The 18874-nt window shown below is 62.8% G+C and carries 20 protein-coding genes; 8 read left to right on the top strand and 12 right to left on the bottom strand.

Features of this window, described 5'->3' with window-relative positions:
- Positions 1–126: 126 nt before the first annotated feature.
- The 8 genes from C5689_RS16235 to C5689_RS18890 all read left to right on the top strand — a co-directional run bounded on the left by C5689_RS16235 (position 127) and on the right by C5689_RS18890 (position 5748).
- A complete protein-coding gene (locus C5689_RS16235) occupies positions 127–924 on the top strand; it encodes a prepilin-type N-terminal cleavage/methylation domain-containing protein (protein ID WP_108918297.1) in 798 nt (265 codons plus the stop codon).
- On the top strand, positions 921–1865 hold the full coding sequence (locus C5689_RS16230) for a type II secretion system protein GspK (protein WP_108918296.1): 945 nt from the start codon (positions 921–923) through the stop codon (positions 1863–1865). Before C5689_RS16235 ends, C5689_RS16230 begins: the two co-directional genes overlap by 4 nt.
- Positions 1866–1870: 5 nt before the next feature.
- A complete protein-coding gene (locus C5689_RS16225; protein WP_146188410.1) occupies positions 1871–2926 on the top strand; it encodes a PilN domain-containing protein in 1056 nt (351 codons plus the stop codon).
- A 4-nt stretch (positions 2927–2930) separates the two neighbouring features.
- Positions 2931–3482, top strand: coding sequence for a type II secretion system protein GspM (gene gspM, locus C5689_RS16220; RefSeq protein WP_108918294.1), 552 nt, complete (start codon positions 2931–2933; stop codon positions 3480–3482).
- Positions 3479–3943 carry a hypothetical protein gene (locus C5689_RS16215; RefSeq protein ID WP_146188409.1) on the top strand — a complete coding sequence of 155 codons (465 nt, stop codon included), beginning with the start codon at positions 3479–3481 and terminating at the stop codon, positions 3941–3943. Before gspM ends, C5689_RS16215 begins: the two co-directional genes overlap by 4 nt.
- 117 nt (positions 3944–4060) lie before the next feature.
- Positions 4061–4522: a hypothetical protein gene (locus C5689_RS16210; protein WP_108918292.1), complete on the top strand. Its 462-nt coding sequence runs from the start codon at positions 4061–4063 to the stop codon at positions 4520–4522.
- Positions 4523–4584: 62 nt separating this feature from the next.
- Entirely contained in the window at positions 4585–5316 is a 732-nt protein-coding gene (locus C5689_RS16205) for a lytic transglycosylase domain-containing protein (RefSeq protein WP_108918300.1), read from the top strand.
- A gap of 54 nt (positions 5317–5370) precedes the next feature.
- On the top strand, positions 5371–5748 hold the full coding sequence (locus tag C5689_RS18890; RefSeq protein WP_244594752.1) for a hypothetical protein: 378 nt from the start codon (positions 5371–5373) through the stop codon (positions 5746–5748).
- 175 nt (positions 5749–5923) lie between these two features.
- Here the strand turns inward: C5689_RS18890 and C5689_RS16195 are convergent, their stop codons facing one another.
- From C5689_RS16195 to C5689_RS16145, 12 genes are all read right to left on the bottom strand, one after another.
- Positions 5924–6370 carry a SufE family protein gene (locus C5689_RS16195; protein WP_108918291.1) on the bottom strand — a complete coding sequence of 149 codons (447 nt, stop codon included), beginning with the start codon at positions 6368–6370 and terminating at the stop codon, positions 5924–5926.
- 64 nt (positions 6371–6434) lie between these two features.
- Positions 6435–6995, bottom strand: a complete 561-nt coding sequence (locus tag C5689_RS16190) for a hypothetical protein (RefSeq protein ID WP_108918290.1) — start codon at positions 6993–6995, stop codon at positions 6435–6437.
- Positions 6996–7014: 19 nt separating this feature from the next.
- On the bottom strand, positions 7015–7701 hold the full coding sequence (locus C5689_RS16185; RefSeq protein ID WP_158271827.1) for an RraA family protein: 687 nt from the start codon (positions 7699–7701) through the stop codon (positions 7015–7017).
- 35 nt (positions 7702–7736) lie between these two features.
- Entirely contained in the window at positions 7737–8939 is a 1203-nt protein-coding gene (locus tag C5689_RS16180; RefSeq protein WP_158271826.1) for an aminotransferase class III-fold pyridoxal phosphate-dependent enzyme, read from the bottom strand.
- Positions 8926–10662 carry a 2-isopropylmalate synthase gene (gene leuA / locus C5689_RS16175; protein ID WP_108918298.1) on the bottom strand — a complete coding sequence of 579 codons (1737 nt, stop codon included), beginning with the start codon at positions 10660–10662 and terminating at the stop codon, positions 8926–8928. Before leuA ends, C5689_RS16180 begins: the two co-directional genes overlap by 14 nt.
- A 316-nt stretch (positions 10663–10978) precedes the next feature.
- The gene (locus C5689_RS16170; protein ID WP_108918287.1) at positions 10979–12526 is read right to left on the bottom strand and encodes an AMP-binding protein; all 1548 of its coding nucleotides are present in this window, start codon (positions 12524–12526) and stop codon (positions 10979–10981) included.
- A complete protein-coding gene (locus C5689_RS16165) occupies positions 12523–12780 on the bottom strand; it encodes an acyl carrier protein (protein WP_108918286.1) in 258 nt (85 codons plus the stop codon). Before C5689_RS16165 ends, C5689_RS16170 begins: the two co-directional genes overlap by 4 nt.
- Before the next feature lie 37 nt (positions 12781–12817).
- Positions 12818–13939, bottom strand: coding sequence for a radical SAM/SPASM domain-containing protein (locus tag C5689_RS16160; protein WP_158271825.1), 1122 nt, complete (start codon positions 13937–13939; stop codon positions 12818–12820).
- A gap of 41 nt (positions 13940–13980) precedes the next feature.
- Entirely contained in the window at positions 13981–15111 is a 1131-nt protein-coding gene (locus C5689_RS16155; protein ID WP_146188407.1) for a diiron oxygenase, read from the bottom strand.
- 522 nt (positions 15112–15633) lie between these two features.
- Entirely contained in the window at positions 15634–16074 is a 441-nt protein-coding gene (locus C5689_RS18280) for a hypothetical protein (protein WP_146188406.1), read from the bottom strand.
- A 45-nt stretch (positions 16075–16119) separates the two neighbouring features.
- Positions 16120–18345 (bottom strand): TonB-dependent siderophore receptor, encoded by a 2226-nt coding sequence (locus tag C5689_RS16150; RefSeq protein WP_108918283.1) that lies wholly within the window; start codon positions 18343–18345, stop codon positions 16120–16122.
- A 76-nt stretch (positions 18346–18421) separates the two neighbouring features.
- On the bottom strand, positions 18422–18811 hold the full coding sequence (locus C5689_RS16145) for a hypothetical protein (RefSeq protein ID WP_146188405.1): 390 nt from the start codon (positions 18809–18811) through the stop codon (positions 18422–18424).
- Positions 18812–18874: the final 63 nt, after the last annotated feature.

Genomic DNA, 18874 nt, shown 5'->3' with positions numbered 1-18874 from the left:
GGGGGGAAGGAAGAGGACGAGCCGAAATGGACAGCCTATCGCGTCGAGGCGCGAGTGGTCTGGGGCGAGGGGCAAGCGATCGCAGCGGAGACGATCCGTCTCGCGAAGGCGCGATAGGAGGGGGCGATGGCGAAAGGCGGCGCCGCGGACGAAAGAGAGGCTCGCGCGGGCTTCACCCTGGTCGAGACGCTGGCGGCGCTCGCCGTCGCCGCCGCGATCATCGTCGGCGCGGCGGAACTCGTTCACCATGTCGCGCTCTATTTCGATCGCGGGGCGCTCGGCGTGACCGAAGCCGAACGTTTCGCGTTGGCGATGGATCGGCTGTCGCGCGATTTCGGCGCCGCGCGTTTCGTCGCCGCGTCCGCGGAGCGGGACGAGCGGCCGTCCGAACCGGGCCCGTCCGGCGCGGCGCGAAAGGGCGACGAAAAAAAAGCTCGGGTCATCGCATTCGAGGGCGCGTCTGAACGAATCGTCTTTGTTTCGGGGAGCGCCGTCGGCGCTCGCGCCGCGCCGGAGGAGGCGCTGACTCTCGAGGTCGAGCCCCTGCGCGACGGCGTGACGCGGCTGGTGCGGCGGCGCGCCGTCTGGCTCGGGCCGCGCTCGGGCCTTTTCGCCGAGGCGGCGAGCAACGCCGTCGTGCTGCTCGAGGGGCGTTACGAAATATCGTTCGCCTTCGCGCGGGCGGACGCGTTCGGCGCGCTGACCTGGGTCGACAGTTGGACGGGGCGGACCGAACTGCCGCGGCTCGTGCGCTTGCGGCTCGTGGATCCCGCGTCCGGCGCGAATCTCGTCGTCGGCGCGGAATTCATCGTGTGGGCGGACGCGCCGGCCGCTTGCGCGCGAGACGCGCCGGACTGCCTGCCCGGCAAGACCGGCGCGCCGGGCGAGAAGAAGGCGCCGCCGCCGCCCGAGGAGCCGACATGAGCGCTGGCTCCCGCCGGAATCCGCGCCGCGGCGTCGTGCTCGTCGCCGTGCTGTGGACGATCGCTATGCTCTCCGCCCTCGCCATGGCGGCGGCGGCGGGGTTTCGCGGTTTCGCCGGCGTTCTCGGCGTCGATCGCGACCGCGTGCAAGCGGAAGCGCTGTTCACGGCAGGGCTGGAGGCCGGCGCGGATCTTCTCGCGAAATATCGTGGCCGGCCGCTGACGTCGGTCGAGACGCGCATCTCGCTTTCGGCGGGAGCCGCGCGCGTGCGGCTCGGCGACGAGCTCGGAAGGATCGACATCAACAAGGCGCCGGTGGAAGTATTCGCCTCGCTGCTCGCCGAAATCGGCGCGCCCGACGCTGGGGAAGTCGCTCGGGAGATCGTCCTGTGGCGCGACGGCGCGGTGAAGACCGTCGCCCAGGGAGAGGCGGCCGAGCCGCCGCGGCGGCAGGCGGCGGGCGCGGCGCCCCCGCCGCAGGGCCAACAGCCGGCCAAGCAGGGATTCGAGCAGGTTTTCACCAATGTCCGCCAGATGACGCAAATTCCAGCCGTGACGCCGGCCTATGCGCGCCTCATGGCGCCCTATGCGACAGTGTTCGGCGATGAGACGGTCAACGCCGCGACCGCGCCGCCACAGGTCTTGCGCGCCTTGCCCGAGATGACCGAGGCCAAGATCGAGCAGCTTCTCGAAGCGCGGCGCGCGGCGCCGCTCGAGCCGGCGCGACTCGACCAGATTCTCGGCTCTGCCGGGCGCTATGCGAAGGTCTCGACCCGTTCGGTGGCGCGGCTTCGGATCACGATCGCGCTCGCCGACGGCTATGCGGCGGCGGCGGAGGCCGTCATCGTCATATTGCCGAAGGATACGCAGCCTTATCGTGTTCTCTCGTTCGAGCAGCTGCCGACGCCGATCGGATCTGACGAACGCCGCTTTTTCGAGTGAAATCCATGTCGGGCTCTGATTTCATCATTCGTTGGATCGATGCGCTGGCGAAACTCGCCGAACGCTCGCGCGAGACTTGGCGAAGCCGCGGCGCCCTCTTCGTTTCCCGAGAGAACGGCGGCTTTCTCATTCGTTCCGCCGCCGACCCCGGCGCCCCGGTTCTCGCCGCGTCGGCGGCCGGCCCCTTTTCCGAGGACATTCAGCGGCGCGCGCGAAGGGAAATCGTCCTGCTCGAATGGCCGCAGGAGCGGGTCGTCACACGCCGCATCGCTCTGCCCGCAAAGGCGCAGGAATTCATGCGCGGCGTCGTCGACAATCGGCTCGATCGTCTCTCGCCCTGGCCCGTCGCGCAAGTTTTCTACGGGCTCGCCGTCGTTCCCGGCGAACAGCCGGCCACTCTCGACGTGCGCGTGTCGATCGTCGCGCGCGGCGAGATCGAGGCGGCCTGCGCGGAGCTCGCCGCTCGCGGACTCGCCGTCGACAGAGTCGTGGCGGCGTCCGCCGACAAGCCGGCGAGCGAGGCGCCGGTCGTCTTGTGGTCGCGGAACATGCGGCAGGCGGCGGAGGACCGGGGGCGCCTGCGCCTCGTCATCGGCGGCGGGCTGGCGGCCTATGTGGCGCTCTGCGCGGGGCTCGGCCTCTGGGCCACGTTCTCCGCGGCGTCGCTGCAGGAAGAGAACGAGACGCTCGCGGCGCGCGCGCGTGCGATGCAGAAGCAGGCGCGGGCCGGCGAGGATCCGCGCACGGTCGCGGCTCTCGGCTTGCCGGAGCGCGCCTGGGCGCGCAAGGAAATGTCGATTTCTGCCGTCCACCTGCTCGAATCCTTGTCGCGGAGCCTGCCGGACGGCGCCTATCTGACCGAGCTCCGGTTCGAGGCCGACAAGCTGCGGATCGCCGGCCTCGTCGAGGACGCGCCGCCGCTGATCGCCGCGCTCGAAGCTTCCGGGCCGTTGTCGCAGGTGCGCTTCTCCGCGCCGACGACGCGCGGCCCCGACGGCAGGCTCTTTTCTTTCAGCATAGAGGCGCAGGTCGCGGCGCGCCTCGCCCTGACGGGAGGATGACGCCGTGCGACTCGATCTTCGACTGGATCGCGACGAGGGCGCGGCGCTCGGGGCGCTGGCGCTGCTCGTCGTCGCCTGCGGGGCGGGCGCCCTGTTCGCGCTCGGGGCGCTGAGCGGCGCGGCCGAGGAAAATGCCGGGCGTCGCGACACGCTGGCGCGTCTCGAAGCCGCGCACCGGCGCGGCGGCGCGGCGGGGGGGCGTGCGAGCGCGCCCGAGGCGGCCTTCATCGCCGCGCCGACGGCGGGACTCGCCAGCGCGCAATTGCAGGCCTATGTCACGCGCCTCGTCAGTGCGCGGCGCGCTGCCCTGGCCTCGTCGAGCGCCCTGCCGGCGACCGGCCAGGAGGCGGCCGACTCCGTCCGATTGCAGGCGACATTCGATATGGAGCCTACCGCATTGCAGGCGCTGCTCTACGAGCTCGAAACCGGGGCGCCCTATGTTTTCGTCGAGGCGCTCTTCCTCCAACCGGAAAGCGCGGGGCGACGCGGCGGCGACCAGCCGTTCTTGCGCGTCACCTTGAACCTGCGCTCCCATTGGCGGCGGACGGCCTCATGAGAACCTCGCTGCTCGCCGCGCTCGCCCTTCTCGTTTGGTCGCTCGCGCGCGTCGCGGCGCAGGAGACGACGGCGCGCGCGCAGGTCAATCCTCTGGCGCGGCTGCCGCTCGAGCGTTTCACCGCGACGCGCGACCAGCCACTGTTCTCGCCGAGCCGACGGCCGCCGCCGCCGCCCGCCGTCGCGACGCGGCTCGAGGTCGAGCCGCCGCCGCCCGAGCCGCCGAACGTCGTTCTCGTCGGCGTTCTGACCGACGAGCGAGGGACGCGCGCTTTCGTCCGGCTCAATCCGATGGACAAGGTTCGCGCCGCGCGGATCGGCGACGACCTCAGCGGCTGGAAGGTCGCCGAGATCGAGCCGACCCGCATCGTCCTGGCGCAAGACCGGCGCACCAAAGCCTTCGCGATGTTCGAAGCGAGGCGCCAGTCGACGAAGACCGCTATGCGAAAGACGCAGCGGTGAACTTTGTTTCGGATTTCGGCGGCCTGGTCTTCGGGTTGGACCCTCGCGCGTCGTCTCTCGAATAGGGCCGCCGTCGTCGCGCCGTGGGCCTATTCGTCTCGAAGGCAAAGAACAGCAATGTCGAAGCAGAAACGATCGCCCCTCGCCCGATTGGCGGGCGCCTTGGCGAAATGGCTCGGATCGGGGATCGTGGCGACGGGCGCCCTGCTTCCCGGACCGGCGCCGACGCAGGCCGCCGCCTACCGTTCCCTAGAGGGCGCGCCGGCCGCATGGCTGAACTACGCATCTTTGGTTCAGCGCCGGGTTCAGGACTGGCTCGGGCAGGACGACGAGCCGGGGCGCCGGCTGCGCGCGTCCCTGGAAGCGCGCTCGCAGCAGCAAGGAGCGACGCCGAGTTTCATCGCGCGTCTCTGGATTCTGGCGAATGGAAAAATCGAGCGCGCCGATTTCGAGGGAATAGACGTCGCGGAGGCCGTCGCGCTGCGCGCCCTTCTCGCGGGACGGGATGTGGGCGCGCCGCCGCCGGACGATATGTCGCAGCCTCTGCATCTGAAACTTTCGCTGCGGGGCCAAAATTGAGCGGCGGGGCGCATGATCGCCGCGAAGCCCGAGCGCGTGGCGGGAGGCGTCCGACTTGGACGATGCTCGGCGTTCTCGCGGTCTCCGTGCCGCCGCCCGGCGCTCTGCTCGCCGCCGAAGAGACGAGCCAGGGAGCGCCCGCTTCGAAACCGGAGCCGAGCGCGACGCCTTCGGCCGTCGACGCCGCCAGAGCGGCCGCGCCGCAGCAGCGGCCGGGCTCGCCCACCTTCTATCGCGCGCTAGCCGAAGCGGAAGCGCGTCGAACAGGAATGCCGGGCGAGATCGCCGACGCCGTCATGGCGGTCGAGAGCGGCTACGATCCGCACGCCATCGGCTCGGTCGGCGAGATCGGCCTCATGCAAGTGCTGCCCTCGACGGCGCGCGCGCTCGGATTCGTGGGCAGAATCGAGGGGCTCGCGGCTCCCGAGGCCAATATTCACTACGGCGTGAAATATCTCGCGGGCGCCTGGCGCCTCGCCGGCGGCGACCTCTGCACGGCGGTCATGAAATATCGCGCCGGCCATGGCGAGACGCGATTTTCTCATCGGTCTGTCGACTATTGCTTCGCCGTGCGCGCCAAGCTCGCGGCGCGCGGCTATCGCGTCACCGGAGCCCTGCCGATCGCAACCTTCGGCGACCCGCCGCGATCCCGGCTCGGCTCGGCGCTCGGCGCCGGATGTCGTCGAAACTGCCTCGCGGCGTCCGGCCAGGCCGCCCTCGACTTCGGCGCGATCAACGCCCGTCTCGATCACGCCGTCGTCCAGGCGAGCGCAAACGCCGTGCGGCTGCGGTGAGACGTCACGCGGGCGGCGGATGGCGCCGCGATCCATCGTTCGGAGGGACCGACCGTGCAATCTCCCATTCTCGCCATTCTGACAGCCATTGTGCTCGCTGCGCCGTGCCATGCGAATGACGCCGCCGCGCCGAACGGCGGACTCGTCATCGGCGGCGAAGCGCCGCGGAGAGCCGCGTTCTCGACCTGCGTCGATGTGCAGATCGGAAACGATCTGGCGTTCGGCTGCCTCAATCGGCGACTGCGGAGCGCGGTCGACAAGGCGCGGCCATTTGTCGAAGCGCCGCCGGTCGACGCGAGATCCTCCGATCTGAAGACCGGCGTCGTCAACATGCCGGCCATACGCCAGCAATATGGACCAAATTTCGGCGTTTCGGTCATTCCTTATCGAATGCCCGCGGCCCATGGCGGATCGCCGATCCTGCAACGTTGACGCGTCTCCCGAATCTCCGCTTCGGACGGCTGTGGCGGAAATTTCGGGACGGCCCGCATGCGCGCCGGACTCTGGAGTCTTTGCGTGTTTCATTGAAACACGCAAAGACTCCAGGCTTTTGTTTTGATGCGTTTCCAACGCCGAACCGGCGTCCACTTCGGCTGGAAACTCTAGACTAGGCGACGGGTCCGCTGTCGCAAGCTACGAGCGCAGCGTGGGCGTCGGCGCGAATCCGGGCGATCATCGATCTGAAGCCGTTGGAGCGTTGCGGCGTCAGATGGTTTCCCAATCCGAGGCGCTCGAACAATTCGCCCGGATCCGCCTGCAAAAGTTCGGCGGCGTTTTTTCCGAGGCAATATGCCAGCAGGATCGCGACCAGACCGCGGACGATATAGGCATCGCTGTCGCCGCGTATCGCGAGCGACGGCGGAGTGCGATCTTTGTCTTGTAGCGTCGTCCACAGCCAGACCTGACTGACACAGCCATGCACCCTGTTCTGCTCGGTCTTCAGCTCATCGGGAAAGGATTCGAGAGCGCGCCCGAGTTCGACGACATAGCGATAGCGATCGTCCCAGTCGTCGAGAAGATCGAACTGCGTGATGATTTCGTCGATCGTTGTCATGGATCATTTTCCCGAATGTACATGCTCCACCACGAAGACCTCGCCGCGAAAAAAGCCGCCGCCTCTATCGCTGTGTCATGGGCTCTCCCCATCGGCTCTCCTGCGGATTGGTCGAACTCGCAACGGGACAGTTCTCGGTCGGCAGCTTGGCCTTGCGGACGACGAAGCATCCACATTGCGTGCAGATTTTATGCTCTTTGCCGGCGTTCGACAGTAGACGGTAGACAAGGCGTTCAGCCGGCGCGTCGCCGAGATGATTGCAGGCGTGACATGTCGCGAGACGATGCTGATAAACGGGCCTCGCCACCATTGCGAAGCCGGTTTTCGCCCATCGCGCGAAAGCCGCAGCGGCATGCGCCAGCAATTCGCCGTCTCCAGGGCCCGATGTTTCGCGCCCGCCGCCGTCGGGCGCGCGCAGAAGCTCGGTCAGCTGTTCGGCGTCTCCTGTCGCCTCCATCAATCGTAGCGCATAGGCGGGATTTTCCAGCGCGGCGCGCATCGCTTCGGGTGAGATCGGAATGGGCGCGCCGAGAAATTCATGCAGGCGGCGTCGCATCTCTTCGTCGGAAGCAATCGGTGCGTCCCCGAAGGCCGGCGCCAAATGCTCGGTGGTCATGCGGTTCATCGTTCTTCCCCCGAACCCGTCAGACTTCGAATTTCAAAGGCCCATTGCCCTGCAGAAAGGCCGACAAACCGATCAGATCGCCGAGCCGGCGTCCGCTTTCGAGGCGCTCTTTGAGCTCGAATTCCTTTGCGAGCAAATGGCGTGCGCCGACTATGACCGCAGTCAGATATTGCTGCTTGATCAGCAGCAGTCCGTCGGCGTCCCCTACCACATAGTCTCCCGGCTCGATTCGATAGGCGCCATAGTCGAGCGTCGTCGGCGTCTCTCCGGCCGGCGCCTTCGCGGTCTTCGCCGATACGAAGGTCACGGATCTCGAAAACACCGGCGGCGTCGTGGCGTCGAACGATCCGATGTCGCGAACTGCGCCGTCCACGACCAGGCCGCTCAGGCCCTGAGACCGCATCGCGCTCATGAAAATATCGCCTGCGAGCGCTTCGGATTCCGGCGCTACATTCCGGACGTACAGAACCCACCCCGGGGGGGCCTGATCCAATGCCTGCAACAGCGGCAACATGTCGTTGAGCGTCGAGACCGGAAATACAGGGCCGGCGAGCGTGCGCGCCGTTCCCCGTGACGTGAGGAAGGCGGGCAGCGGGTGACAATAATTCGGCGCCGCGTCATAGATTTGAGCGCAGCCGAGCTTGCTCAGCTCGGCGGAAAATTGGACGATCTGCCGTGGTTCATAACGGTCGATGAAAGGCGCCATTGCCGCGCTCCCTGAAATGGCCGAGTAATAATCATTCATTGCAACGGTAGGCGCGCCAGGACGTCCAGCACGATTTCGGCGCTTTCGTCGAGCGCCGCGGCGTCGATCGTCAGCGGCGGCGCCACGCGAATGCGCTCGCCGCCTGCGCCGCCGCCGAGGATCATGATGCCGCGTTCGAAGCATTCCAGAATCGCCGCGCGCGCGATCGACGGGCGCCCAAGTCCGAAGGAAAGCGACGGCCCCGTCACATGAACCTGCTCGACCCCGACGACCGTCCTCAATTCGATCGCCATGCATTCGAGGCGCGCCTGGATGGCGTTGACGGAGGCGAAAGGCGGATTTGCGTCGAGATACAGGGCGACGGCGCTACCGGCCCTGTAGCCGTAGACCGATGTTTGAAACGTATGAGCGAGCGCCGAATCCAGCCGCACCGCTTCATCGAAACGCTCATCGTAAACGACCGCAGACAATGGGGACTGACCATTGGTCATCGATTTGCTGAAAAGATGAATGTCGGAGTCTATGCCGGCCGAGCGCGTCGGGCTGAGATGGCCATGGCGAAAAAAGCCCGCCTGAATCTCATCCGCGATGATCGTGACGCCATGGCTGCGCGCGGAATCGACGAGATTGCCGATCCATTCCAAGTCCAGCGGAATATAGCCGTTGGCGCCCTGAACCGGCTCGAACAGAAAACAGGACGCCTTGTTCCAGTCCGGCTCAGGATCGCCCTCATGGATATGAACGACTTCCGTGCGCAAATGCTTCGCGAGGCGGGAATCCTGCAGCGCCCAATCGCGCTGGGCGGTCGTCGCGGCCAGAGAATCCAGCCCTAATCCATGAAACGCCCCCGCGATGGCGACGATCTTTCCCGGGCGTTGGCGTTGCGCGATCGCCAAAGCGCTGGTGACCGCGAAACTGCCGCCGACCTGAAACAGGACGCGATGGAACGGCAGCCGCAAACGCTCGCACAGCCAGCTCGAGAGATCGTCCGCCTCCCGCGGGTAACAGCCCGTCGTGAGATCGGCGGGCGCATCGAGGAACGGATCGATCTGCGGATTGCGATGGCCGAAATTCACGGCTCCATAGGAGCTGGTCAGGTCGACAAATCTCCGCTCCCGGCCTTCGCGCTCGAGAACGACGTCACAGTTTTTCGCAGAGACGATGCGCCAACCCGCAGGATAGACGCCTTCGCTGTTCAGATGGCTGCTTCTGGAACTCAGTAAATTAACCTGCGCCATTATTTTGTTCCTCGATTTGGCGAATCCGCCGCGGTCGCTCGACCTCGCCGGCTTCGTCGGAACCCTGAATCGACAGATTAACGGAGCTGATGACCGAGATGAGCGTCGCCACCTCGGTGCTGCGATGAATGCCGATCCCATATCGTGGCGGCTTGCCGTCGACGCTGCACTGGGCATAGCTGATCGCGCAGGCGTCCTGTCCTTCGCCGATCGCATGTTCATGGTAGTCGAGGACGGAAAGCTGAAAGCCGAAAGCTTCACGAAGCGCATTGACGAGAGCGCTGAGCGGCCCTGTGCCATTGCCGCTGATCTCCCGCGACGCGTCGCCTTGCCGAATGACGCAGGTAAGCGATGTCGTTTCATTGACGACGTCGCAGCGGGTCTCATGATTGCCGAGCCGGAACGGCTCGTCAGGCATATAGGCCGCGCGAAACACCTCGCCGATTTCGCTCGGCGTCAGCTCTTTGCCGGTTTCGTCGCAAATTTCTTGCACGATCTGGCTGAACTCGATCTGAAGGTCGCGGGGAATCTGATAGCCACAGTGGTCTTCCAGAATATAGGCGACGCCACCCTTGCCGGACTGGCTGTTGATGCGGACCACAGGCTCGTAGTGCCGGCCGATATCCGCCGGATCGATCGGCAGATAGGGCACCTCCCAAAGCGGCGCCCTTTCGACCCGTCGCGCGGCCAGCCCCTTGCGAATAGCGTCCTGATGCGAGCCCGAAAAGGCGGTGAATACGAGATCCCCGGCATAGGGATGGCGGGCGCCGATCGGAATCTGATTGTTGCGCGCCACGATCCGGGCGATCTGCGGGAGATTCGCCAGATCGAGACCAGGGGCCACGCCCTGGCTGAACATATTCAGCGCCAGAGTGACGATGTCGGCGTTGCCGGTGCGTTCGCCATTGCCGAAGAGCGTGCCCTCGATGCGTTCGCCGCCGGCCATCAGGCCGAATTCGGCGGCGGCGATGCCGGTGCCGCGATCATTATGGGTGTGAATGCTGATGATCGAGGCGTCACGATAATCGAAATTCCGGCAGAACCATTCGATTTGGTCCGCATAGATATTCGGCGTCGACAGCTCGACGGTGGCGGGAAGATTGATGATGATCTTGCGCTCGCGGGACGGCTGCCAGACGTCGGCGACCGCTTCGCAAATTTGCACAGCGAAGTCGAGCTCCGTTCCCGTGAAGCTTTCTGGAGAATATTGAAACAGGACATCCGTGTCCGCGAGCGCCGCCGCGGATTGCTGCACGAGACGCGCGCCCTCGACGGCGATATCGATGATTTCTTTCCTGTCCTTGCGGAAAACGACCCGACGCTGCACGCTGGAGGTGGAGTTGTAGAGATGGACGATCGCCCGTTTGACGCCGGCGAGCGCCTCGAAGGTTTTGTGGATAAGATGCTCGCGCGCCTGCACCAGCACCTGAACGGTGACGTCGTCCGGAATCCGGTTTTCCTCGATCAGGCGACGAACGAATGCATATTCGGTTTCAGACGCCGCGGGAAAACCAATCTCGATCTCCTTGAACCCGATGCCGACCAGCAGCGAGAAGAACTCCACCTTGGCGTCGATGCCGAGCGGCTGAATCAGCGCCTGATTGCCATCGCGCAAATCGACGCTGCACCAGATCGGCGGATGCGCGATGACGCGATCGGGCCAAGTCCTGCCGGGGAGAGCGATCGGGGGATAGGGCCTGTATTTTCCATCGAGCGAGTTCACGGCGATTATCCTCTTCAAAATGTTTTGTCAGCCACGTCGAGACACGACTGCCTGCCGCTAGTGGAACCGGCCGCAAAAAGGAAGGGCTGCGAAAGCAGCGCCCTCGTCGCGTCCAGGACCGACGCCGACTATGCCTTCGCTCGTCGAAGCAGTTCAAGTCTCCATTCTTCGCCGTTTTTCTCCGCCGTTCCGCCTCGCCGCGTCACGGTCGAGCCCCGCCGCAAAGCCGGCGACGCGCTTGCGATAGAAATCCTGCTCCAGCGCGCGGCGCCTTTTTCGGCGCGGCGCCAAATCGCGCCGGATCCCGAAAGGCCCCCTATGAGGCCGGGAGCTCGCAGACCCCGCGCTCGCCGCCTCCGTCGAGAAGCAGCCCGCGCAAGGCGTTCACATCATTCTTTCCCGTGGCGCCGATCGGTATCCCTTCCACGAGGTGATAAGCGCGCGGGCTCATGTAATAGGGCAAATGCGCTGCGCAATAAGACCGCAGCCGCTCTTCGAGGTCGTGCGCTCCATTGCCGACGCAGGGCACGACAAACGCATGAAGCGTGATCGCCCCCTCCGATTCCATTGCGACGACGGCGACATTGTTCACATCTTCATGCCGGCCGATCACCGCCTCTATTTCCGCCGGCTCGACGCGATTGCCCGCGACCTGCACCTGACTGTCGGCGCGGCGAACGAAATAGAAGACCCCGTCGTCGTCGAAATAGCAGATGTCGCCCGTCCGGAAGGTCGTTCCCGTCCCGCTGCGGGGGTCGGGAAGCAGGCGCTTCGCCGTCTCATCCCGCCCGTTCGAATAGCCGGAAAAAAGAAGCTGTCCCTCGAGATATAATTCGCCGCGTCGAAACGGCTCCCGAATTTCGCGGCCGTTATCGTCGATCAAAAACAGCTCCGCTTCGCAATGGCCCCTTCCCACCGGAAGATGTTGCAGTCCCGCCGGAAGCGGATTGGGGAGAAGATGAAACGCACATGCGATCGATTCGGACTGACCGTAGACATTCACGATCCGCAAATCCGGGATGAGCCGGTAGAGTTCGCGAATATGCGGTTGCGGGAAATGTTCACCGGCAAAGACAATGCGCCGCAACGTCGTGAGCTCGGCGAGATCGGCCGCGGCGAAGCGCAGCGCCATTTTCCAGATCGTCGGAACCGCGCTGACATAGCCCGCGCCGTAGCGCTCTATAGCGGCGACAAAGGCGCCGGGTTTGCGCAATTGCGCGCGGTCGAGCAAAATCAGGACGCCGCCGGATGCGAGCGTCAGCCCGACGTCGAGCCAGAAATAGTCGAAATGGAGCGGCGAGGTGGTCATATACCGAGAGCCTGCCGGCAAGCGCATGAATTCGAGGAGCCCGCGAAAGAATGAAAGCGCGGCGCCTTCGCTCATCATAATTCCCTTGGGGCGCCCGGTGCTGCCAGAGGTGTAGATGGTGTAAAGGTGGCCGTCGTTTCTCGCCTCCTTCGGCGCGCCGCCTCCTTCGGCGACGCGCAACTCCGAACCGACCAATGTCGCGCCCCGGCGGCCGTCACTGAATTCTGCGCAGCTCACGTCGGTCACGACGAGATCGGGCTGCGCGTCGCAAAGCAGATCGCGTCGCCTCTGGTCGGGCGCGTGAACGTCGATCGGCGTGAACACCGCGCCCGACGCTGCGCAGGCCGCAAAAAGCGCAATCGCTTCGGGCCGATTTTCGAGCATGACGGCGACGGTCGAGCCGCGCCCGACGCCCGAGGCGGCGAACTGTTCGACATAGCGGTCCGTAAGCGCCTTCAACTCGCGATAGGTCCAGGACGCGTCGCCGCTGATGACCGCCTCCTGTTCGGGCGAGTGATCAGCGGCGCCGACGAGCAGTTCGTAGAAGCTATTCATGGCTTCGGAGCGATATAGGTGTTATAGATATGTTCCATACTGTTGAACGTCATCATTCGAAAATCGTCGATTTCGATTGGCCGGCCGACGAAGTCCTCCACGAAGAAGACGGATTCGGACACCGCCAACGAGTCCAGCAATCCAGAGGAGATGAGCGCCGTATCCGGCGCAATTTTTTCAGGGGAGAAGCCGGACCTCGCGCAGATGAATTGCCGCATTTTGTCGTAAAACAATTCCCTGTCTGTATTTTTCATTGTTTGCTCCTGGACGGCTGTGCACGAGGCGCGCGGGTCACTCGGCGACGGATGCGATTTCGATCTCGTCTAACGCGACATATTCATTTTTCTTCACGCTGCATTTTGCGCCATGCGCCAGATTGGCGGCGAATTTGGACGAGCGCTCGATCAGCAGCTCTTTCAGTCGCTTGTCGCGAATGTTGCCGATCGCGTTGTCGCCATGCGCAGCCATAGGATAACATTGCCGAATGTCGCCGGTGTTGCCGATGACCACGCCAAAGTGAAACGCGCCGCAATGATTCATGTCCGTTGAAAGTGTTTCCGGCTTTTCCGAATAGTGATAGCCGTAATTTTCCTTCAGCCACGCTGTCGTCGAATTGACGTCGAAAAACTCGCCGAGATTGCCCTTCGAATTGCCCGACAAGGTCGGCAGCTTGCAGATGTATTGGGCGCCGATGCCGTGCGTCCACGCCCGCAGAGCCGGAATATCGAGGAAATTCCTCTTGCAGATCACGGAAGAGATCGCCAATCGGGTCGGGATGGTCGCATCTGTCGCCGGAGCGGATTTGGAGGGGTCCGTGAAACCGAGCTTGACCACAGAATCGATCGCCTGCATGAAGCCTTTGAACGGATTGTCGAGGCCGCGCGCGAGCACGATCGAGTTGTAGACATCCTCTTTGATGCTTTCGGTCTTGATGATCAGCGACGCATTTGCGTCGAATAGGGTCTGCGCGACGTCGAAAGCGGAGAGGCCGTAGATCCGCTTGGCCATTCCATCGTCGCCGAGCGTAAATCCATTGGTCAATATGACCGTGTAAAGATCATTTTTGCCAGCATAGTTCACGATTTCAAGCAGATCGCGGTCGTAGGTCGGCTCGCCATTGCCGCAAATAATGACGGTTCGAACGCCCAGCTCGATCCCCTGGTCGATAAGGTCTTTTTGTTCCGCCAGCGTCAAAGGTCCGCGCCGGCTGTCGCGATTGGCGGCCTCCGTGCCATAGCAATAGACGCAATTGTAATTGCACGCATCCGTCGTGCTCAAGCCCAGGTTCCGCAAAGCGACATTTTTGCCGCCGGCGGTTCTGCTCCAGAAATTCGCGTTCTCTTCTGGAGTGAAATTGTCCAATCCCTGCAGGCTGTGGAGTCTTATGCAGGTGTTCTCAGTGCAGCCGCTCATATCTATGCTCCTATTATGCTGCCAATACATTGATGAGAAGCTCAGCGTGCGCACAGCGTTTCGGCGGCGCGCTCTACGTTGAGCATTTGCCGCGGCGGTTCATGCAATTGGGCGTCGCTGATCAGACCGATCGAATGCAGAAACGTGAGTATTTTTTTGAGGGGCGTATGCGGATCGGACTCCGTGCGGAAGAAGAATGATGCGTCTCGCTCCAGAACCAGGCGCTCGCGCAGGCTGAAGGCATTGTCGATGCCGATGGAGCTGTAAATCCTCATATTGTGATATTCATAGTGGCGCGTATGAATATGCGAATACACATAGTCGTGAAGCTTGCGTGTCTGATTTGCGCTTATCTTGCGCGAAAGCTCCGTGGCGAGTTCAGTGACGATGTGTCGTCCGAAGGCGATATGCCGGGCTTCTTCTTCTGCGTGCAGCTTGTTGATCGCTCTGACGAGAGGCGGGAGCGACTTGTCCCTCGCCATCACCCGATTGATATTATCGCCGAGTTCCTCGAAAACAAGAAGATGGATGAAGGCGAGCAGATCGTTGAAGGCCGGATCGGTGCATTGATCGCCTTTCGTATAGAAATAGCGAAAACGTGTAAGTTCTCCATATCGATTGCAGAATTCGACAAACATGTCGATATGATTGTTTTCCTCTCGGATCAAATGACTTAAATAAGAGCGCACGGACTCGAATTTGCTTTTCAGCATGATTTTGGCGATATCGCCTATCGCCTCCTTCTCGCCATTGCAGGAGATCGAGCAAATCAAGGCGAATTCTTTTTGCGAGAGATCAATTTTCTGGTCTTCGCTCAATTCATCCCACACTGCCGTTCCATAAAGCGTGGTGAGCTCGGGCGGCATCCAATAGGATTGCTCGCCCGGCGCCTCGTCGAACGGCAGTGTCACGAGCGGAAAATTGATGTGGTTCACAGAGGCTTGATTGAGCCGATCGATCAGAGCGGCGTTCGCCATCGGGCCGTGCATGACAGATATTCCCTTCCAAAAAGCAATTTTCTCTTCCGCAGGAGCAGGAAGCGAAGCCGCGGATCGCCTGCGAGCGCCGACCCTTTGCGGCGCGCGTTTTCGATGTATCCAGCGCGAGACGGACTGGTTGATGGTACGCTCCGGCCCGGCCGCGCGATCGGCGGCAAGTCGATCAGCAGGCAAGGTGGCGCTCGAAGAAATCGTCTCGAGTCGGGGCTCGGACGCCACCCGACCGGCTTACCCAACGTATCCGCTCACACTCTCGCCGATATACTGCTGCTCATATCGAGACAAAGACCATGCATTAGCCGCTCCGAGTGCATAATATTTGATATATATCGTTTTTTGTATTCATTAAATGGTTATCCGAATCCGCAGATGCTGTCAATTCTGATGGAAATTCAACCATCGGCGCTTTTCTACATTTCTAATGTAATTAGCCGGCATAGCCTTCCCGTCGCGCGCCCGTCCGAAAAAAGTGGAAATCAGCCCGACACTTACCCGCATAGCGGGTGATTCCGATGCTCGTTGGAGGCAATGATGTCCGTGATTTTATAGTGCGCGTAATTACAAGAATCATCTTCCGATGGTCGGAGTCGCGCCCATCCGCTGCTCGACGGCCGCAGCGTCAGTCGCGCACAGTTAATTGAAATTGAACCGGAAATTTTTTTCTCTGCTCGTCTGGGCAGTGGTAATGAACAACTCCTAGTCGATATAGATATGGGCACACTCGAATGGGGAGCGTGGCGCGCCCCGGAATCCCACGCCGAACAAAATGCTCCCCGCGCAAAAGACGAAAGATGTCGGACGTCGTCGCGCTCGATAGAGGATTTTTAGGGCAGCGATCGGATCGCCGCAATTCGCCGCGCAGTCTTCGTTCGGCTCACCGTCTTCCAGCGACGCTCCATATTGCGATGAAGCCTTCACGCCGAGCGCCAGAATCTGCTCTTCAAGAGCGGCGGGATGTCGGCGAGCCGATCGAAGCTCGTCACGACGCCATCGGCGCAATCGAGCGCGACGAGCCGCTCGCATCGATTCCGCGACAGATCGAGACATTGATCGCTTCGTCCAACGAGAACGGATCAGCGCGCCTTCGTGATAAAGGTGGAGGACGATGGATATGTCGACCGCATCGACGGCGCGCATCGCCTTTGTCCTTCCGGTTCGATCTGAACCGGAAGGACTCTAGGCTCAGAATTGGAAATTCACCGAGCCGACGAAGGTGCGCGACGCGCCGTAATAGGCGTACATCCAGCCGTCGCTCCGCTCGAAATATTTCGTGTCGGAGAGGTTCTTTACATTGAAGCGGAACGTCACCTTGTGATCGTCGATGAGCGTCCGATAGGACGTCATCGTGTCGAATTTCACATAGGCCGGCATTTTCCATGTGTTGTCGTCGGCGCCCCAGCGCTCGTCGGAGGCATAGGCGCCAAAGGCGAATTCGAAGCCTTCCGGCCGTCCGGGCGCCGTGTCCCATTTTGCCCACAGGTTGCCGACATGCGGCGCGACGCTGTTGAAGCGATGGCCCTTATTGCCATTGTTGTTGTCGTCGACGATCTTGGCCACGTCGAATGTGTAGCTGGCGATCACGCTGAGATTTTCGGTGACCTTGCCGGCGACGTCGAATTCGACGCCGCGGCTGTTCACGACACCGACCGGCTCGGAGAAGCCCGGATTGAGCGGATCGGCTTTGACGATGTTCTTTTTGGTGAGATCGAACAGGGTGACGCTCGCCGTCAAATCGCCGTCGAGCCAGGCCGATTTGAGACCGGCCTCCCATTGGAACGATTCCTCCGGGGCAAAGACCTTCCCGCTCGCGTCGACGCCATTATTGGCGCCGAAGGAGCGCACATAGCCGCCGAACACGGAGATATTGTCCGTGACCTTGAACAGCGCGGCGGCGCGCGGCGACAGCTTCGGCTTGTCGGAATATGTGTTGAGCGGATAGCCGGTGCAACCCGGAAAGCAGTCCGCCATGACCGCTCCATAGACCGCCGCCCCGGAAACGGTCGCCTTGTCCCAGCGGCCGCCGAGCAGAATTTGCAGACGATCGTCGAACAGCGAGATCTGGTCCTGGGCGTAGACGCCGAAATCCTGCTGACGCGAACGCCAAAGGACGTTGCTGCGCGCAGAATCGGCGAGACCGTGCAACAGCCCGGTGAAATAGCCATAGACCGGCGCGTAGATGTTGAGCGGAGCGACCGGCAGGGCGAAGCCGTAGTCTCCGACCCAGTCGTCCTGATATTTGTACCAATCGAGGCCGACGAGCGTCTTGTGACGGATCGGGCCGGTCATGATCTCGCCGGTCAGATCGAGATTGGTGGCGAGAATATTGCGGGTCAAAGGATTGTTGTGGAAGGTTCTCGTGATATTGGCGCCGTCGAATCCGGTCCAATTGCCGATGCCCGTCTGGTTTTCTCGGTCATCCACGATGTGAAAGCGGTTCTTCAGTTTCCAATTCTCGTCGATCTTATAGGTCCAGTCGAAACCGTAGAGCGTCCGCCGGACGACATAGGGGAAGTCGTTCCATATTCCCGGATCGGCGACCGAAAAGTGACGCGGGAGATTGATCGGATAATTGACGACGCCCTGAACGATGTTGACGGGGACCGTGCCCGAGCCGTCCGGCTGCGTCTGCTTCTTCTGATAATGCTCGAATTGCAGATTGAATTCGAAATTCTGCGTCGGTCGAAAGGTGAGGAACAGCGCCGCGGCGCCATTGTCGCGGTGATCGAAATCGGTGAAGGAGTCCGCATGGTCGTAGACTCCCATCACGCGATAGAGCACGGTCTTCTCGGCGTCTACGGGGCCGGTGACGTCGGCGCTCGTGCGGGCGAGGCCCCAATTGCCGACCTGCTGCGTGATCTCCGCCTTGAACTCCTCCTGCGGGCGCTTGGTGACGACATTGACGAAGCCGCCGGGCTCGATGCGTCCATAAAGGACCGAGCCCGGACCTTTGATGATCTCGACACGCTCGGTGAAAGCGATCTCCTCGCCGCCGATCATGCCTTCGAGCTTCAGGCCGTCGCGCCAGGTCACGCCATTGCCGCTGGTGAAGCCACGAATGAGATATTGATCATAATATGTGCCGGTGGACGCCTGCACGCCGGAAACATTCTTGACCGCCTCCATCGTGTCGAGCGCCTGCTTGTCCACGATCACTTCGCGCGGGACGATCTGCACGGCGACCGGCGTGCTCGAGAGCGGCGTATCGGTCTTGGTGGCGCCGAAGGAGTTCGTGCGCCGATAGCGACTCTCTTTGGCGGGCGCGGCGGCGCTGGTCTTCGTTCCGGTCGCGGGGCCGCCGCCGGCAATGTCGATCGTTGGCAGGGATTCTTGTGCCGAGGCGGACGCGGAGAAAAGCGAGATGAGGAGCGCGCAGGCGGAAGCGCCGCACGTTAATTCGTGGTGAGGCATGAAAATCTCCTGGAAAGCGGTTGTTTGCCGCTCTGTTCGGGACGAGACGCGGACCGCCGCGAGGCGGCGTGACGAATCAGCCGAACGCGGGAGGCGCCTGCGCTGTCCAGGAGCTGCCCCAGCCACTCGCGCCGAGGGCGGTGACGATGCGTGAAATCCGTCCTGCGACGTGGGAACTCTGCGCTCCGATCGAGACCGGCGCGCCGGCGCCGACGTCTGGAAGCAATCCATCGCCGGCGCAGGAGAGGCCGAGGCATAAGCGGCAGGACTGCGAATGATCCTGACGCCCGGACGCGCGGCCATTGTCATTGTCGACTTTGCAGGCCTTGCCCAGGGCGATCGCGATCCCGCCATCTGCTCCGGCATGCGCGCGGACGTCGGCGCCGATGGCGATGATCGGCGGCAGGGCGAGAAACAGCGCGACGAGGCCGAGCGCGAGCATTCGCCACACAGGGACGTGATGCAAAGCTCTATTCCGCTCGGCCTTCATGAACCTTCCGCATCACGAACATCGAATCGCCGAGCGGAC

The organism is Methylosinus sporium, from assembly GCF_003113265.1.
Lineage (GTDB): Bacteria > Pseudomonadota > Alphaproteobacteria > Rhizobiales > Beijerinckiaceae > Methylosinus > Methylosinus sporium.
This window is presented reverse-complemented; position numbering and strand designations above follow the sequence as displayed.

Excerpts from the sequence above, each read along its gene's own strand:
- C5689_RS16160 (WP_158271825.1), bottom strand. The coding sequence starts at position 13,939 with ATGAGCGGCTGCACTGAGAACACCTGCATAAGACTCCACAGCCTGCAG.
- C5689_RS16205 (WP_108918300.1), top strand. The coding sequence starts at position 4,585 with ATGCTCGGCGTTCTCGCGGTCTCCGTGCCGCCGCCCGGCGCTCTGCTC.
- C5689_RS16190 (WP_108918290.1), bottom strand. The coding sequence starts at position 6,995 with ATGAACCGCATGACCACCGAGCATTTGGCGCCGGCCTTCGGGGACGCA.
- C5689_RS16195 (WP_108918291.1), bottom strand. The coding sequence starts at position 6,370 with ATGACAACGATCGACGAAATCATCACGCAGTTCGATCTTCTCGACGAC.
- C5689_RS16170 (WP_108918287.1), bottom strand. The coding sequence starts at position 12,526 with ATGAATAGCTTCTACGAACTGCTCGTCGGCGCCGCTGATCACTCGCCC.
- C5689_RS16225 (WP_146188410.1), top strand. The coding sequence starts at position 1,871 with ATGTCGGGCTCTGATTTCATCATTCGTTGGATCGATGCGCTGGCGAAA.
- C5689_RS16235 (WP_108918297.1), top strand. The coding sequence starts at position 127 with ATGGCGAAAGGCGGCGCCGCGGACGAAAGAGAGGCTCGCGCGGGCTTC.
- C5689_RS16230 (WP_108918296.1), top strand. The coding sequence starts at position 921 with ATGAGCGCTGGCTCCCGCCGGAATCCGCGCCGCGGCGTCGTGCTCGTC.
- C5689_RS18280 (WP_146188406.1), bottom strand. The coding sequence starts at position 16,074 with ATGCGCGCCGTCGATGCGGTCGACATATCCATCGTCCTCCACCTTTAT.
- C5689_RS16180 (WP_158271826.1), bottom strand. The coding sequence starts at position 8,939 with ATGGCGCAGGTTAATTTACTGAGTTCCAGAAGCAGCCATCTGAACAGC.
- C5689_RS16210 (WP_108918292.1), top strand. The coding sequence starts at position 4,061 with ATGTCGAAGCAGAAACGATCGCCCCTCGCCCGATTGGCGGGCGCCTTG.
- C5689_RS16215 (WP_146188409.1), top strand. The coding sequence starts at position 3,479 with ATGAGAACCTCGCTGCTCGCCGCGCTCGCCCTTCTCGTTTGGTCGCTC.
- C5689_RS16165 (WP_108918286.1), bottom strand. The coding sequence starts at position 12,780 with ATGAAAAATACAGACAGGGAATTGTTTTACGACAAAATGCGGCAATTC.
- C5689_RS16150 (WP_108918283.1), bottom strand. The coding sequence starts at position 18,345 with ATGCCTCACCACGAATTAACGTGCGGCGCTTCCGCCTGCGCGCTCCTC.
- C5689_RS16185 (WP_158271827.1), bottom strand. The coding sequence starts at position 7,701 with ATGGCGCCTTTCATCGACCGTTATGAACCACGGCAGATCGTCCAATTT.